This window comes from Flavobacterium sp. 1, from assembly GCF_002797935.1.
In the GTDB taxonomy this organism is placed as follows: Bacteria; Bacteroidota; Bacteroidia; order Flavobacteriales; family Flavobacteriaceae; genus Flavobacterium.
On the sequence record NZ_PGER01000001.1, the window covers coordinates 1,245,212 to 1,261,745 of the forward strand.

Consider the following 16,534-nt stretch of genomic DNA (forward strand, 5'->3'; position numbering starts at 1 on the left):
AATTTTGTTGATAAATGGAAAACACATCTTTGGCTGTGATTAAACTAGAAGTAATTGATAACTTCAGATATATTGAAAAAATCGGAGAGGGTGGTTGCGGATTGGTTTTTAAGGCGGAACAAATTAGTACAGGTAAATTTGTTGCAATAAAAACATTAAAGATTCACGGAGGTATAACAGAACATAAGAAAAAGCAACAATTGGCTCGTTTTGAGCGAGAAACCCAATTGTGTTCTGAAATATATCACCCCAACATTGTACAGCTTCTTGACAAAGGATGCTCAGATAGTGGAGAACCTTATGCTGTATTTGAATATGTACATGGAGAAACCTTAAATTCGTATATTCTACGTAACAAGTATCTTTCGGCTTCCGATATGGCAAACATAATGGGACAAGTGCTTGATGGTTTGGTTTGCGCCCATAATAAAGGAATCGTTCACAGGGATTTGAAGCCTCATAATATTATGGTTTCAAAATGGGGTTCTAAAAATCATGTAAAGATTTTAGATTTTGGTATTGGAGCTTTTTTCCAAGATTTCCGTTCTATAGATTATCAGGATTTAACTGTTGAACAAGACGTATTAGGGACTCCTACATATAGTGCGCCTGAGCAATTGAGGGGAGAACCGTCTACTGTAAAATCAGATTTGTATTCGTGGGGACTTATCGTTATTGAGTGTTTAACCGGTAAACCGGTGATGGGTGGAGCCTCTATTGCCGAAGTGTTCCAGAAACAGTTAATGGCTTCGAGTGTACCGTTACCTCCTTCGATTGTTGGTCATCCCTTGGCGAGTTTACTAAGAAGGGTTTTGGAGAAAAACCCTAGGAATAGGGCAGAAAACGCGCAAACTGTTTTGGAAGAGTTTGACCAAATTAATTTCAATACCTTGATAGGGGACATTGATAGGCAAAAGAATGTTATTGCCGATTATCAGGATTTTACTGTTGCCGATGAGATAGTTTGGAGTGGTGTGACTGCAGCTCGAAAACAAATGACAATACTTTGTCTCAAGCTCAATTTAATAGTTTCTCGAGGAATGCATTTGGATTTGGAGACTTTGGATACTATTCAAAAGGATCAGTTGAACTTGTGCAAAGATATTGCGATTCGATATGGTGGATATGTTTCGGAAACCTTTATGAATAATTTGGCAGTTTATTTTGGTTATCCTGAATCAAGTGACACTGATGCAAGAAGGGCTGGAAGAACGGCATTAGAAATAGCTACGGCAGTAAAAAAAAGGAATGCTCTATTGATGGAGCAGCAGGGTATTAGCATAGATATTCGAGTGGGCTTGCACACAGGAACAGTTTTAGTCCAACGGAATAATTTACCAGAGGGAAGTGTACCCAATATGGCCTTTGATTTGGTGTACATGGCTGCTTCGGGATCTGTACTGGTTAGTGCGCCTGCCAAAAAATTATTGGAACCCTATTTGGAGTTTGAGAGCGTTGATGAAATTCGGTTTTCGAATGGCTGTGAAACGATAGAAACGTATCAGTTAGTTGGAGAGCGGCAAACAGAAGCTTTATCTTCTTTGCGACCATGGAGTGCTGATAAGGAAATGATTGGTAGGGATGCCGAAAAAAAAACGATACTCCAATTATGGCTGAATAGTATGGAAAGCTATAGTTCTGTACTTATAAGTGGACAGGCAGGAATAGGGAAGTCAAAATTGGTTTATGAAGTAAAAAAGGAAATACGTTCTGTTGATGGAAGGGTCAGTGAATGTCGTTGTTTCCCAGAACATCAGAATAATGCGTTATATCCTTTCCTACATATGCTTCGAAATCATTGTGGAATCTCAGGAATTGAGGATAAAGACATAGCGATTTCTCGCTTGAAAGTAGTATTAGAGAAAACAGGATGTTCGGTAGATAAAACCTTGGCTCTTTTGTGTTCATGGTTGTCAATTCCGATACCTAAAGAATGTGCTGTAAGTCAAGCATCACCTGAAAAACAAAAACAACTTTTATTTCAAACTTTAAAGCAATGTTTACTCTTTTTGGATAATGAAAAATCCTTCCTCTTAGTAGTCGAAGATTTGCATTGGTTGGATCAAACTAGTGCAGACTTCATTGAATATATTTTATCAGACACAAATGAAGGTCATTATTTATTATTAATGACAGCAAGACCTGAATTTGTGAACCCTTGGAACTTGGATTGCCTTTCTCAGATAAATATTGAAATTCTTTCGGAAGATTCTGTTAAGCTTTTAGTAGAAGGAAGTCTGGACGGAAAATCTGTTAGTGAAAAAGCGTTGCTATACATTTTCGAAAGAGCAGACGGCATTCCTCTTTATGTAGAAGAATTGACCCGTATGTTGGTTGACCAAAATTACGTTGTGTTGGACAATGGGGGATATGATTTGGTGGAAGATATTGATACCAAGTTAATACCTTCGACTCTTCAAGATTTATTGAATGCAAGATTAGATCGATTGAGCTTAGCGAAAGAAACAGCACAATTAGCAGCTGTTATTGGAAGAGAATTTAGTTATGAGTTACTTATTAAGGCTTCAGCAAAAGACGAAGCAACAGTGCAAAGTGATTTAAATTTGTTACTGAATTCGGATTTAGTCTATCGTCAGCGAAGAGTTAAAGGGGAAAATTACATTTTTCGTCACGCTTTAATTCGTGATGCTACTTATGATGGAATGGTAAGTACCAATCGAAAAGTGGTTCATAAAAATATAGCCGAAACTTTAGAGAAAAATTGTAATATACAAAAAGACATCTCTTTACAAATTATAGCATTTCATTACGAACAAGCTACGGATTTTGAAAAATCTCAGAAATATTGGTTCGATTCAGCATTAGTAAGTCGTCAAAAAACGGGTGCGTATTTGGATACAGTCTTCTATTTGTCTAAGGCTCTGAATTATGTTGAATCCATTCAAAATGAAAATGAAAAAGTGGAATCAAAAATAAGGATCTATAATTTGCTTGGAGAAACTCAGCTGTATACCAGTGGATTTACATCTGCCGATGTTGCACTCTCTTTATATTGTTTTCTTTTTTTCTATTTTCTTGTCAAAATCAAAACAATAAATCAGAAATCATTGGTCGCTCTGGTCAACTCGTAGAAGAAGTTACCCCGGAATTATATGATTCTTTACCGTCATTTGTTTTTAAACAAAATGGAATGTATGCTACAGGCCTGTTCTGTGTAGATCTGGATAATAATGGTTATATGGATGTTGTTAATGCTAATGGAAATGATATGTGTCCGCAACCATTAACTATTTATAACAATTGGGGTAAAGAAACCGGAGAGCCTTATTATTTACCAAATTATGCAGATGATAAAGGTTTTAATACTAGAATTAAAATTGGAGATTTGAATAAAGATGGTTGGCAAGATATAGTTATGATTTCTGTGTTTAAAAGGGCGCAGTTTAATCCAGAATCTTTTACTTCCCAAAGTGATTTAAATGGATCAGATCTTTATAAATCCGGCAGCGTAAAAGTATATATGAATAATAGGGGGATTATTCCGAGTACAGCTACCTATGAAATCGAACTAGGTACATTTCCGTTCGATATTGATTTAGGGGACTTTGATGCTGATGGAGATTTAGACTTAGCTGTTGCAAACATTGGACAACTTAATGAAAATGGTGTGTTTGTCCCTGCGAAATCTGTAATTTGTCTAAATGAAAATGGAATACTAAAAAGCAAAAAAATCTGGGAGACCGATTACTCCTTTAATGCGATGTCAATAAAATTTGCTGATCTTAATCTTGATGGATTATTAGATCTCACAATTGGTCATTCTCCTGGTCATCCGGGAGAAAAAAGAATTAAAACCAATGAGGCAATAAGTGTGTTTTATGGAAAATTAGATAGTAATAATGAAATTGGGATTGACACCAATGTGGGGTGGTCTTTTGGGTTTGGCAGCTCTTTAGCAGCGGTAACATTAAATATTGGTCTGTTAAGAGAAGGAGAGAATAGTGTTCCTAATAAAAAGGATGTTATTTTTTTAGTAGGGATACAAGGAGTTAAAGAGGATGAAGAGGCTTTTAAATTAGTGAATAGTCATAGAATGTTAAATTCAAGTAATTGTTTTGGGGAGGATTTTTATGTGATTGGATGCCAAGAAAAAAAGATCTATTGGAAAACTGATGTAACTGATATGAATGTAAACAAACCGTCGTTTTCTTCTATGGGAGATCTCAATAATGATGGTTATGCAGATCTAGTATTGGGATTCTTCAAAATGGAAGAAGGGAATTTGAATGATGGAGCACCATTTTTTATATTCGAAGGAAAGCCTGGGGATGCCAATGGATCAAGATTCAAACAAATATATCGTTCCAAGGCACATGGAGTTAATCAGGAAATATTCTTGGGGTATGCACGTAAATACACTAAAGTGAAATCGAATAAAATAGAACAAAGGAGGTTTACTCAGGTATTTTCTCCTAATAGGCCTGTGGTAACATTACCATGCAATGTTGTATTATCAATAGATAGTGTAAAAGTCGATAAAGTGATGCAAAATTATGGAGCTTATAGCTGGAGTTATGCCACCAATGTGTTGACACTAAATAATAGTTTCAAGCATGCTGTTGAGGTGGAAGTTGTTTATAAAACGCCTTTGAAAAAGGATATTTATATTGCTTATTGGAATGCCAATATAGGAAATGCAATTTATTACAGCCAATATTCTAAGCCTTGAAAAAGGTAACAAGCTTTTTAAGCAACAATAATAGAAATTAATAAAAATCAGTAAGAAATGAGCATGGCTCAAAATTGGTCGTAAACATCAATGATAATATGCAAATTACATAAAACCATTAAAAAAATAAAACAAATATGAAAAAAGTATCAGTAGAAGAAAATGATTCTCGTTTCCCAAGTTTTAAGCAAGGTTTTAATCAACGTTGGTATGCTAATAATTGCAATGTGGTTTACCTGTGCGAAAATGCGGATGGCACTGCTGCTGCATTAGAGGAAGCAATAAGTCGTTTTGATAAGGATGTGAAAGTAAAATGCGGAGGGCATTGTTATGAAAATTTTGTTTTCAACGAAGTCACCAAAGCTATTTTGGATGTAACCTCCCTAGACGACGCAGGGTATGATGAAGATCGCGGATATTACTTAGGTGCAGGAGGAAACAATTGGGAAGCATTTAAAAGTTTATTCCGAGATTTTGGTAAAGTTTTACCCGCTGGATCTTGCTATTCAGTAGGATTGGGAGGTCATATTTGCGGAGGCGGATATGGACTTTTATCACGTCTGAATGGACTTACGGTTGATTGGTTAACAGGGGTTGAATTGGTGGTAAAAGACAAGAATGATCAACCGGCACGTACAATATATGTTTCAAAAGAGTCCATAGGTGATGAACAAGATTTGTTTTGGGCGCATTGTGGTGGTGGTGGCGGTAATTTTGGCGTGATCACGAAATACTATTTTAAAAATCTTCCAGACTCGCCTGAATGTGCTTTTCTGACCACTTACGCTTTTCAGTGGAAACATTTATCCGCGAAAACACTTTACAAACTCCTCGAATGGTACGAGGGATTTTCATTAAAAAAAGACAACTGGAATCAATTTGGTTTATTTAAACTCAACCATAAAGCAAATGGGGAGATTCATCTGGTGATTCAAACGGCAACGGAGAATAGCGATGAAGCATTAAAAAGAAATAAAGCCCTCATTGAAAAGCAGTCCAAAGAGTTAACTGAAATTTGTGAGCACCAAATTGCTAGAAGACCCATTTTTGGACATGGAGCGTACTTCCCTTCCGAGATGTCTACAAATACAATTTTATATACTTATTATGAAGCAACTCAAACCTTGAATGGCTCCGGAGTGAACCAACGAGGAAAATACAAGTCGGCCTATATGCGTAAGAAGTTTAGTAAGCGGGATGCCAAAGTGATTTTTAAGCAACTGCAAAAAGTACCAGAAGGACTCACCAAAACAGACATGACGCAAAGTTTGTTGCAAGTTGATTCCTATAGCGGAAAAATAAATAATGTAGATTCAAATGCCACAGCCATTGCACAGCGGGATTCAATATTCAAACTTCAGTTTCAAACCTATTGGACATCTGAAAAAGATGATCCAAAATATTTAAGTTGGATTCGCGAGTTCTATGGTGCCGTGTACAAAAAGACAGGAGGTACTCCTAACCCAAAATTAGACCCCACAAATAATGTAGACGGCTGCTATTACAATTATCCCGACGCCGATTTAAATGAACTTGTAGGCAAACAAGGAGCTATGGAATTGTATTTCCTTGAAAATCTTGATCGTTTGAAAGCAGTGAAGCGCAGATGGGATCCGAATAATTACTTTAATAGTGAACAATCAATCCCTTTGATTTAATTGAAGCGAATTTTGTAGCAACTACTTTTTTTGCGATTCTATGAAAGAGCAAAAGTGGCGAGTTTCTCCTTGAATTCGATTTAATTGACAGAAGTTTAAAAAGTTCCAATTTGGAGGCCCAAGAGTTTTTGTAAAGCCTATTAGAAAAACAATCTTTAATTTTTAATCACAAAAAGCATCTCTTTTTTAAGGAGGTGCTTTTTGCTTTTTAAAATAGACCAATATCTCATGGTATAAGGTCTTATCACTTGATTTCAACTGCGTGAAATACCGTGATATATTTTTATCGATTTCTTCTCTCTACATTTATAATGTCAAACTAAAGGGTGTAAGATGTAGCGTATCAATCCGATATTCTGTAAATTATAAAATGGATTTGATAGTCTGACTTTGGCCAAAGTAGGAATGATAAATTGTCAATAAATAAATGGAATCAACACCAAGAGTATCTGAAATAAGCGTATTCCAAAAAGTAAAAATAAGAATAGATTTATGGATTTGGAATGAATGCGTTTATTGGCATAAAATAATAAAATAGTGGAGCCAGAAACCACTTAAATAAACGACTTGATCTGCACAGGAAAATTGCAGGGAGTATTAAATTTTAAAAATAAATATTATGGAAATCAAAGATTATGTAAAAAGTGAAGTGTTAAGTAGCTTCATATCAAATCCGACGTTGGTACAGAGAACTAGCATAGGTAATGTTATGCCTATGCTTGATCGTGTTATTTTTAGTATTGAAAGACCAGATTCAGGCACTAATCAAGGTGGTATTGCGTATATTAAGGAAATCACCACGGGTAAACTGATAAAGATGATTAGTATCCCAGGGATGAATACTCCGGTAACCGGATTGTCTATACAAAGTGATGAGTTGAATTTTGAAACTAAATCATATGTACTAGAGTATGGACCCGACCATATCGATAAGGGAGTAAAATCTATTGCGGCAACAGTGGATATCATTCAAGCTACTCCGATGAATTATCAACCATCAACATGTAATGCATTTAACAACTCTGATACCCATATACAGAGTAGATATCATCTTCCGAAAGAAATATTACAAGATGGAAACGTCGTGATGATATATGCAGTCGAAGGTGATAAATTATTATCTAGCGACAAAGCAATAGCAAATAAGATTTTTACGCTTTCAAAAGTTTCTCCTAACCATGGCACCGCGCTTTTGGAAAACTACCCAGAAGGTACATTTAAGAGGGGGAAAACATACTCGGTTTGCTTAAATGTTTATAGTTGGGCACGTCAAATTGCGGGATACCAATTCGTGTATTAATTTTTTTAGCAAGTTCAAGCACTTGTAGCTTCTAACTTGTACCTGTAAATAGAATAAAAAAAGCAACCCGTAAAAAGGTTGCTTTTTCCTGTCATTCCCACCCATTGAAATAGGATGAAATATTTTTCCTGATTTTTTTTCTTTTTCTAGATTTATCGTGTCAAATAAAGGATGCAATACATGGACAATCAATACGCTATTCTGTAATATGCAAAAAGAGTTTGAAAATCTGACTTCGGCCGAAGAAAGAAAAAATAAGTTGTTGATTAACGAATTATTACAACACCAAGCGTACTTGGAATAAGATATTCTGAAAAGTAAAATTAAGTACGAATTTATGGATTGGGATATATCGTTGCTAGTTTTCTAAATTTTATGCAGTGGAGCAGAACCCACTTAAATAAACGGGGCAGATTCCTAAAAGCCTTATTTTTTTTAGGAGAACAAATAAATTACTTATGGATAATTCACTCGTAGTAGGTTACCTTGAAAGTTGGTCGCCTAATCAGATTACTTTTACACAAGCCGCAAAAAGTGGTTATAACACTATTGTAATGGCTTTTGGAACCATTAATGGGACGACAATCGGGATTTCGGATGGAAATTTTAATCCCTCTCCAACTCCCCAAAAATTAAAAGAGGATATCAAAAATGCCAAAGCAAATGGAGCGAAACACATACTTTTCTCTGTTGGAGGCGAAAGCAATACGTATAATCCAAAAGGGTCGGCAGACGATGTTGCACAGGCATTGGTAGCGTATCTCCAAGAGTATGGGTTTACAGGAGTTGATTTCGATTTAGAAATAAACACCGATGGAAATTACTTAGATCAATTATGTGCCGGTATTCAAAAAAGAGACCCTTCATTAATTATTACGGCAGCTCCTCAACTCAACCAAGCTGATCATGCATCTGATCTGTTCCTTGTCTCCACAGGAAACTATCGCATTTACGACAAAGCGATTCAAAATAATCGTTTTAATTACCTCTTTATCCAAGCGTACAACAATGGATGGCCATCCATTAATGGCTATTCAGAAATGAATGTCCCTTTTATTTCTGCCGCCTTCAACAACTTGAAGAAAAGCATTCCTGCTCAAACAAAAATTGTCATAGGTGAACCTGCCACTAAAGATGCCGCGGGTAGTTACAGCGTATTTAATGGACCTAATGCAGGACCTAATATTTATTCGTTAATGGCAGATCAGTACAAAGCAATTTCTAATGACCCCCAGTTTGGTGGAGTTATGACTTGGGATATCAATTGGGATGCAAAAAATAATTACCAATTTGTAAAAGCAATGAATCATGTGATTGTGCCGAATTTGGTATAAAAGCATAACGAAGCAAGTAAAATTGACACTATGAATGCCTGATTTCGGGTAAAAAACAAGTAGCTGCGCATGGCTTGATTGCTATAAAACACGACCATGTTTATTACAAAAGCAATCTGTAAAGGGTTGCTTTTTTTGCTTTTTCATCCCTATTGAAATAGGATGAAATATTTTTTCTGATTGCTTATTTCTAAATTTACACTATCAAGTAAGGGATGTAATTTATGGTCTATAAATTTGGTATGCTGTAAGTTGTAAAATAAATTGAAAATATAACTTCGGTCGTAGGAACAAATAAGTAAATAGTTTGTCAATAAATAACCAATGCCAATTATTAACAATTTAATTAAAAAAAATAATGGAACACAATCATTCTGATCACGACCAGGGCATTCGCTTTTAAACTTTCAATATTAATTCTCTGTAAGTGCTGTCAGTAAAGGCTTTGAGACGTTTTCTGTTTTTTGATTTTGGAAAGGTTTTTTCTTGATCCAACATCGTGTTTGCTAATTTTGCAATTAGATTGGCATTTTCGATAGCTGTTTGGTTTCGTTTGGCTTGATTGTCTTCTCTGAAAATGACATCTAAATTCCAATGTAAATTATTTTCAATTGTCCAATGTGATCGTATGGATTCGTTTAGAAGTCCAGCATCAGCGGGCAATGAACTAATGTAATACCTTGTACTTGTGGTTTCTTTTTCTGTTTTTTTGAAGTAGATTTTTGACTCAATTTTCACGATGATTCTCAAATCTTTCCATTTATGAGCATTATCTATGAATTCTAAATCGCTAATAACGATACACTTACGAACTTCAACTCGACCATGTCCACAATCTTCAGTTGTGTCTATTTCTACTGCTTTTTTAACAGCAAATGAATCCTCAATGTTTTCTAATAGTGTTTTTTGATTGTTTTTAACTTGTAAAATATAATCCGCTTCTTGCTCTCTAATTTTCTTTGCAATTTCTCTCTGACAACCCATTGCATCAATCATATAACCCAGCTCAAAGAAATGATTTTTATGATTTCTCATAAAGTAAGACTGCCCATTGCAAATATTATAGGCCTATCGGATGCTCTTGATGAGTCAATAAATAACCCAACGGAATTAAAAAAAATAGTCGATTATATGAAAGAATCCGCAATTGATCTTGAAGAGTTTACGCAAGAGTTGAATCATTTTATTCAAAACTCAAAAGATAAAGCAGAAAATGAAATTTAGACAGGATAAGTGAAATTAGCGTTTTTAATCGTAATTTCGTTTAGCTGAAAACACTCTGCTTCAAAGTCCGCAAACCGCTTGAAGTGTGGGAATGTCAGACTGTCTGATAGAAGTCCAAATAAGAAAAGATTAAACAAGGTTTTTTGACAAACTGACGTTAGCAGAAATCCTAGAACAACCACGCTTAATGAATTTTATACAATAAAAACTGCATCTTTATAATATTTTCTTTTATATTCCAACGGAGACATTCCAGTAATTTTCCTAAACACTTCTCGAAATGCTTTTACATCGGCATAACCAACTTCATACATTACTTCATTAATTGTTTTGCGGTTTGTTTCAAATGCTTTTTTTGCAGTTTCTATTTTAACCCTTTGGGAATATTCGATTGGAGTATTTCCAGTAGCTTTTATAAATCTTCTATCAAAATTTCTTCTGCCAACATTAAACTTTGAGGATAACTCTTCAACGGATATTTTTTCTTCTACATTCATTTCTATGTATGCTTGTGCTTGTTGCACTATTTCATCATCGTGTTTTTTTTGTCCTGTGAAAATTGCAAATTCAGACTGTGTATTCCTATCGATTTCTATCTGAAAAACTTTGGCACAAAAAATGGAAGTCTGTCTGTCAAAATATTTTTCTACCAAATAAATCATCAGATTAAGAAATGAATAAGCACCTCCGTTGGTATAAATTCCGTTCTCATCAGTAATTAATTTATCTGTTTTTAAATTTACTTTCGGAAACATTGTTCTAAAATTATCCGCAGCCGACCAGTGTGTAGAACAACTTTTTCCATCTAACAAACCTGTTGAAGCAAGCAAAAATGCACCTGTACAAATACTGGCTATTTCTGCACCATTTTTATATTGCATATCGATCCAATCTATCAGTAACTTATTTGCCTGAACTGTTTTTTGATAATTATGATTTAATGACGGAATGATGATGAGATTTGTTTTCGGAACATCAGAAATATTGATATGTGGCTTCACAGCAAACAAACCGTCATAAAACTCCACTGTTTTTGAAACTCCAACCAACTGAATATTGAAGATCTGTTCATTTCCCTTTTGCTTCCAATAAGCGCTGGCTCTCATAAATATTTTGTAAGTACCAATAATGCTACTTAGGTTGTTTCCTTCTCCATTTGGAACAATTATAGTAAGATGTTTCATAGCTTAAAATTTTCATAAAAATACAAAACAATATTGTCTAAATCAACCTATTAGAATGTCTGTTTTACACCCTGTAGAAGTAAGTTTATGACGATATATTTGTAATGTAAAATCTAAAAAAGATATTCACAACAATTCAAAATAATAAATCAAATGGCAAAAATGACTGTGATTTACAAAACACCAAAAGATAAAGAATTTTTTGAACGACATTATTTTGAGATACACATTCCATTAGCAAAACAATTACCCGGTTTAATAAAGTATGAAATAAATGACGGCCCAATTGTTTCACTTACTGGGCATGAAGAAACGTATCGCATTGCCAACCTATATTTTGATTCACTTGAAGCAATGATGAACGCTTTTCAATCAGAAATAGGACAAAAATGTGCTGTTGACAGAAATATTTTTGCACCAAATAATGAAGAGGTTCAGATTTATTTATATGATTCAAAAAACACTTAATACACTAGTAAACAAAAAATAATGATAATAAATTTACACTAATTAAAAATCAAAAAAATGAAAACAACAGAAACAATCATTAAAATGATATTCGACAGATGGAATGCATCTATAGCAAGTTGCGATACATTACTTAATTCTTTGACTGACGAAACCTTGCAAAAAGAAATTGCACCGGGCAAGAACAGAGGAATTTATCTATTGGGACATCTTATTGCGGTGCACGATGATATGCTGATACTATTAGATATGGGTGAAAAACTGTATCCAGAATTGAATGAACCGTTTCTAAAATCGCCTGACAAAACAACAACTCTAATTCAATCGGCAAGTGAATTAAGAACTTTTTGGTCTAACCAATGTGAGGTATTAAAACAAAAATTCGACAATCTGAAACCAGAAGGGTGGTTTGAAAAACATACTGCTGTTTCAACCGAAGACTTTGCTAAAGAGCCCCATCGCAATAAATTAAACATTATCATAACAAGAACATCACATTTACAATACCATTTGGGGCAATTGCAATTACTTAAATAATAAAAAAATGACAGCATCAAATTATAGTACAACCCTTTTAGTTGACAATCCGGTAAAAGAAGTTTTCAACGCCATCAATAATGTTCGTGGTTGGTGGCAAGGGGAAATTGAAGGCAGCACAGACAAACTCAATGATGAGTTTACCTATCGTATGGAAGATATTCATTTTTCAAAACAAAAAGTAGTTGAAATTGTCCCAAACGAAAAAGTAGTATGGCTTGTTACTGACAGTAAACTGAATTTCATTAAAACTAAAAGCGAATGGACAGGAACAAAAATTATTTTTGAAATATCTGAAATAAATAACAAAACACAAATCCGTTTCACTCATTTGGGTTTAGTTCCTGAAGTTGAATGTTTCGGTGACTGTTCAAATGCTTGGAGCCAACTTATACAAGAAAGTTTATTTAGTTTGATAACCAGAGGAAAGGGGATAAAAGTTTTTGGATAGAAAAATGGGTACTAACAGCGAGGGTTTTGCGATATTGAAGCAAATGTGCTAAATTTGAATGGAGTAATTTTATTGTTAATAAAAATATTTTGCTCTTTGTCATAAAAGATAAAACATTTTATAATATGCTTAAATAAAAAATGAAAACTTACAAATCAAAAATTGGTATTGAATTAGTTATTCCTCTTACAATTTTATTTGGTTGGGGATTTATAAATCTATTATCGATAAAAAGCGGATTACTACTATTGTTATTTTAATGGTAATTATATTTCTATGTTTTTTGTTTTTTAACATAAAATACATAATAGAGAATGAAAGTCTGAAAATAGGTCGTGGATCCAATATTGACATAAAAACGATTCGAAAAATTTCAGAAACGTATAATCCTCTAAGTTCTCCAGCAGCTTCTATAGACCAATTAGAAATTATGTATAATAAATATGATACAGTATTAGTTTCCGCAAAGGACAAAAAAGGTTTTATTAATAGTCTAACAGAAATAAACCCTAATATTGAAGTAGTATACAGAAAAAAACTCGTCAAAAAACGTATAAACCAAAAAATACTCAACCAAAGAATGAAGTACTACCGCTAAAAGTCATTTTGAATAATTGATTTTTACTTCAAATTTGGTAATTAGAAAAAACGCAGTTTTAAAAGCCATAAAAATATGTTTTTAAACAAACTTGAACTAATAGGCTTTTTCTGTATAAAGATTTTAATTATAGTTTAAATCATATATATTTAAACAAATATAAAGTTCATTTGAAGGTTATTTGACAAACTGACGTTACTTAATAACTAAAAAAAGATGAATTGAATATGAATACATGTAGATTTTGTCAAATAATTTCAAGTCAAAGAGAAAATGAAGAAATAATATTTGAAAGTAATGAATTCATAGTTATAACTGACCAATACAGGAGAACAAGTGCAGGAGCAATTTGTCTGATAATTCCTAAAAAACATAAACAGAATATTTTAGAATTAGAAGAAAGCAATGGAAATGAACTTATTAAAACTTTAAAATTAATAGGTATGTCAATGCAAAAAGCATATTCGTGTAATGGAATAAGAATTTGGACAGCAGTAAATAAAGAAGCTGGACAATCTATATTTCATTGCCATATTCACTTATTAGCTTGTAAATCCTTAAAAGATCGAATCATTGCATCTTTTCCAGGTGTTTATGACCTGAAAAGAAGAATTTTTAATTTTAGAAATAGAAAATTAAATAGGAAATTGAATTTTGAATTAGCCGAAAAAATTAGAACTGTAATAAAAGTAAAAGGTAACTAGAACTTTTTTCAAAATTTAAATTAGAAGATATACTCTTTTTTTCTAATATAAACAATTCTCTAATTTATGTTTGCTTACTTGGTCAAGAAAAAGGAAAAATTCGTTTAATGTTTTTGACAGATTGCATTGCAATTTCATCATTTAAATCAAATTTCAAAAGGCGATGGTCAAAAATGGTAGTAAAAAGCCTATAATAACCTATTTAAGTCACTTAAAAACGAAGTAATTTTCTTAAATTTGTTCACTTCGGGAGAAAGGCGCTCAAAGCCCTATCCTAAGTATGGATAATGTATTAAAAGTAGTAGTGTGATTGCATCAAATGTCAGGGTATGTATTTATCCAAAAGATGTACAGCGTATTACCGGTAAAACATACAGACAGGCACGGTTGTATTTAATTAAAATTAAAGACAGCTTGAACAAAGAACCGCATCAGTTAATTTCGATAGAGGAATTTTGTTCGTATTCAGGCCTTCAGTTGGAGCATGTTTTGCGCTGTATAATCGGATAGGAATCTAAGACTTTAAAAGTCTGCCACTCATCCATATCACAGCAATACTAGTTCAATAAGCAGTTTAAACACTAGTGTAATCAGTTGCTCCTGAAAAAGCTCAGAAAATGTTAAAAGAAGAGGATATGGAAGTGATCTTAGAAGAAGCTAAACTATTTTTCCGATGCATGAAAGCCTGAGACCTTCAGTTCTCTATGTGCCATAAGATGGCCAAAAAAAACATTTTTTAGACCTCGTTTTTTGAAGCGCAAACAAGATACAAATTTAATCAAAACATCTACTAATATTCAAAAGAAAAAGGAAATAAAAAATGAGTTAAAATATTGTTTGTCAATATTACAACTCATTTTTTTTGCTGTTATTTTGTGATGTTTTGTCCTGCTACTTTCCAATGCAGAAATTAGCAAAAATATTTCCTAACAGCTCATCATTTGTAACCTGCCCCGTAATCATCCCAAACTGATACAAAGCTTCTTTAATATCAAGAGCCATAAGATCACTGGATAAATTTGTTTCAAGACCAAATTTAACTTTTTGGATTTCGTCCAGTGCTTTGAGCAATGAGTCGTAATGTCTGGTATTGGTAACTATTGTTTCGTTATTACGTAAAGCGCCAGTGTTTACGAAAGAAAGGAGTTTGTTTTTAAGTTCATCTACTCCGACCTTTTCTTTGGCTGAAATATAAATGGTTGTTGGTTGTTGGTTGTTGGTTGCTAGTTTTGCATTTATTGCATCTATCACTTCTTTAGAAAGTAAGTCTTTTTTATTAATGATTACCAAAATAGGTTTTTGCGGGTATTGATTTTGTGTTTTGTTAACTTCAACAAGTAAGTTATCCAGTTTTCCATCAACTGTCAGCTTACAGCCATCAACTAAATATAAAACCACCTGAGCCTGCTCAATTTTTTCAAAGGTCTTTTTAATTCCAATACTTTCAACCACATCAGCTGTTTCGCGGATTCCCGCTGTATCAATGAATCTAAAGCCAATTCCGCCAATTACTAATTCATCTTCAATCGTATCGCGGGTAGTTCCTGCAATTTCCGAAACAATGGCGCGTTCTTCGTTTAACAAAGCATTTAGTAAAGTCGATTTCCCCACATTCGGTTCACCAACAATAGCTACTGGAATTCCATTTTTAATCACATTCCCAACAGCAAATGAATCGATTAAACGCTTTAGGACAAATTCAATTCGGTTCAATAATTCATGAAATTGCGTTCTGTCGGCAAATTCTACATCTTCTTCGGCGAAGTCTAATTCCAATTCGATTAAGGAAGCAAAATTCAATAATTCCTCACGGAGTTTAGCAATCTCGTTAGAGAAACCGCCGCGCATTTGCTGCATCGCAATTTGGTGCGAAGCTTCATTATCAGATGAAATCAAATCGGCTACAGCTTCTGCTTGCGAAAGGTCTAGTTTGCCGTTCAAAAATGCTCTTAAGGTAAATTCTCCGGCATCGGCCATTCGACAGCCTTTTCGAAGTAATAATTGAATAATCTGCTGTTGAATATAAGTCGAACCATGACAGGAAATTTCGATTGTATTTTCGCCTGTATAAGAATTTGGGTTTTTGAAAATGGAAACCAAAACCTGGTCTAATGTTTTTTCGCCATCTGCAATATGTCCCAAATGCAGAGTATGCGTTTTTTGTGTGGTTAAATCCTTGTTTTTTATTGATTTAAAAACGGAATTTGCAATAGTAATGGCATCTTCTCCAGAAACCCGAATTACAGCGATAGCTCCTGCTCCCGAAGCAGTCGCTAAAGCAACTATAGAATCGTTTTTAATCATAACTTAAAATTTATGCAAAAGTAAACAATTTTTTTGGCTGAGGACTGTTTACAGTTCAGTTCGCAATTCATCATTCACAACC

15 protein-coding genes are annotated in these 16,534 nt (G+C 33.9%); 12 read left to right on the forward strand and 3 right to left on the reverse strand.

The features are described from left to right. Window positions 1-14 precede the first annotated feature (14 nt). The 5 genes from CLU83_RS04990 (at window position 15) to CLU83_RS05010 (ending at window position 8,982) form a co-directional block, all read left to right on the forward strand. Window positions 15-3,092: a TOMM system kinase/cyclase fusion protein gene (locus CLU83_RS04990; protein ID WP_100430593.1), complete on the forward strand. Its 3,078-nt coding sequence runs from the start codon at window positions 15-17 to the stop codon at window positions 3,090-3,092. Between the two features lie 59 nt (window positions 3,093-3,151). Further along, window positions 3,152-4,690 (forward strand): VCBS repeat-containing protein, encoded by a 1,539-nt coding sequence (locus tag CLU83_RS04995; protein WP_100430594.1) that lies wholly within the window; start codon window positions 3,152-3,154, stop codon window positions 4,688-4,690. A gap of 137 nt (window positions 4,691-4,827) precedes the next feature. After that, on the forward strand, window positions 4,828-6,348 hold the full coding sequence (locus CLU83_RS05000; RefSeq protein WP_100430595.1) for a BBE domain-containing protein: 1,521 nt from the start codon (window positions 4,828-4,830) through the stop codon (window positions 6,346-6,348). 619 nt (window positions 6,349-6,967) lie between these two features. Next, window positions 6,968-7,648 (forward strand): hypothetical protein, encoded by a 681-nt coding sequence (locus CLU83_RS05005; RefSeq protein ID WP_100430596.1) that lies wholly within the window; start codon window positions 6,968-6,970, stop codon window positions 7,646-7,648. Between the two features lie 458 nt (window positions 7,649-8,106). After that, window positions 8,107-8,982 (forward strand): glycosyl hydrolase family 18 protein, encoded by an 876-nt coding sequence (locus tag CLU83_RS05010; protein ID WP_100430597.1) that lies wholly within the window; start codon window positions 8,107-8,109, stop codon window positions 8,980-8,982. Between the two features lie 399 nt (window positions 8,983-9,381). On the opposite strand, the gene CLU83_RS05015 is transcribed toward CLU83_RS05010, so the two are convergent. Continuing rightward, window positions 9,382-10,017: an ISAs1 family transposase gene (locus tag CLU83_RS05015; protein WP_100430598.1), complete on the reverse strand. Its 636-nt coding sequence runs from the start codon at window positions 10,015-10,017 to the stop codon at window positions 9,382-9,384. Between CLU83_RS05015 and CLU83_RS05020 the strand changes: the two genes are divergently transcribed. Next, window positions 10,006-10,206 (forward strand): hypothetical protein, encoded by a 201-nt coding sequence (locus CLU83_RS05020; RefSeq protein ID WP_157802002.1) that lies wholly within the window; start codon window positions 10,006-10,008, stop codon window positions 10,204-10,206. The two genes, CLU83_RS05015 and CLU83_RS05020, sit on opposite strands and share 12 nt — an antisense overlap. A 194-nt stretch (window positions 10,207-10,400) precedes the next feature. Here the strand turns inward: CLU83_RS05020 and CLU83_RS05025 are convergent, their stop codons facing one another. Further along, window positions 10,401-11,390: a GlxA family transcriptional regulator gene (locus CLU83_RS05025; RefSeq protein WP_100430600.1), complete on the reverse strand. Its 990-nt coding sequence runs from the start codon at window positions 11,388-11,390 to the stop codon at window positions 10,401-10,403. A gap of 153 nt (window positions 11,391-11,543) precedes the next feature. Between CLU83_RS05025 and CLU83_RS05030 the strand changes: the two genes are divergently transcribed. The 6 genes from CLU83_RS05030 (at window position 11,544) to CLU83_RS05055 (ending at window position 14,658) form a co-directional block, all read left to right on the forward strand. Beyond that, a complete protein-coding gene (locus CLU83_RS05030; RefSeq protein ID WP_100430601.1) occupies window positions 11,544-11,858 on the forward strand; it encodes an EthD family reductase in 315 nt (104 codons plus the stop codon). A 57-nt stretch (window positions 11,859-11,915) separates the two neighbouring features. Continuing rightward, entirely contained in the window at window positions 11,916-12,395 is a 480-nt protein-coding gene (locus CLU83_RS05035) for a DinB family protein (RefSeq protein WP_100430602.1), read from the forward strand. Window positions 12,396-12,402: 7 nt separating this feature from the next. Continuing rightward, window positions 12,403-12,846 (forward strand): SRPBCC domain-containing protein, encoded by a 444-nt coding sequence (locus CLU83_RS05040; RefSeq protein ID WP_100430603.1) that lies wholly within the window; start codon window positions 12,403-12,405, stop codon window positions 12,844-12,846. Between the two features lie 283 nt (window positions 12,847-13,129). Beyond that, entirely contained in the window at window positions 13,130-13,444 is a 315-nt protein-coding gene (locus CLU83_RS05045; RefSeq protein WP_157802004.1) for a PH domain-containing protein, read from the forward strand. Window positions 13,445-13,671: 227 nt separating this feature from the next. Further along, entirely contained in the window at window positions 13,672-14,148 is a 477-nt protein-coding gene (locus CLU83_RS05050) for an HIT family protein (RefSeq protein WP_100430605.1), read from the forward strand. A gap of 306 nt (window positions 14,149-14,454) precedes the next feature. Further along, window positions 14,455-14,658, forward strand: a complete 204-nt coding sequence (locus CLU83_RS05055; protein WP_100430606.1) for a hypothetical protein — start codon at window positions 14,455-14,457, stop codon at window positions 14,656-14,658. Between the two features lie 381 nt (window positions 14,659-15,039). On the opposite strand, the gene mnmE is transcribed toward CLU83_RS05055, so the two are convergent. Continuing rightward, a complete protein-coding gene (gene mnmE / locus CLU83_RS05060) occupies window positions 15,040-16,452 on the reverse strand; it encodes a tRNA uridine-5-carboxymethylaminomethyl(34) synthesis GTPase MnmE (RefSeq protein WP_100430607.1) in 1,413 nt (470 codons plus the stop codon). Window positions 16,453-16,534: the final 82 nt, after the last annotated feature.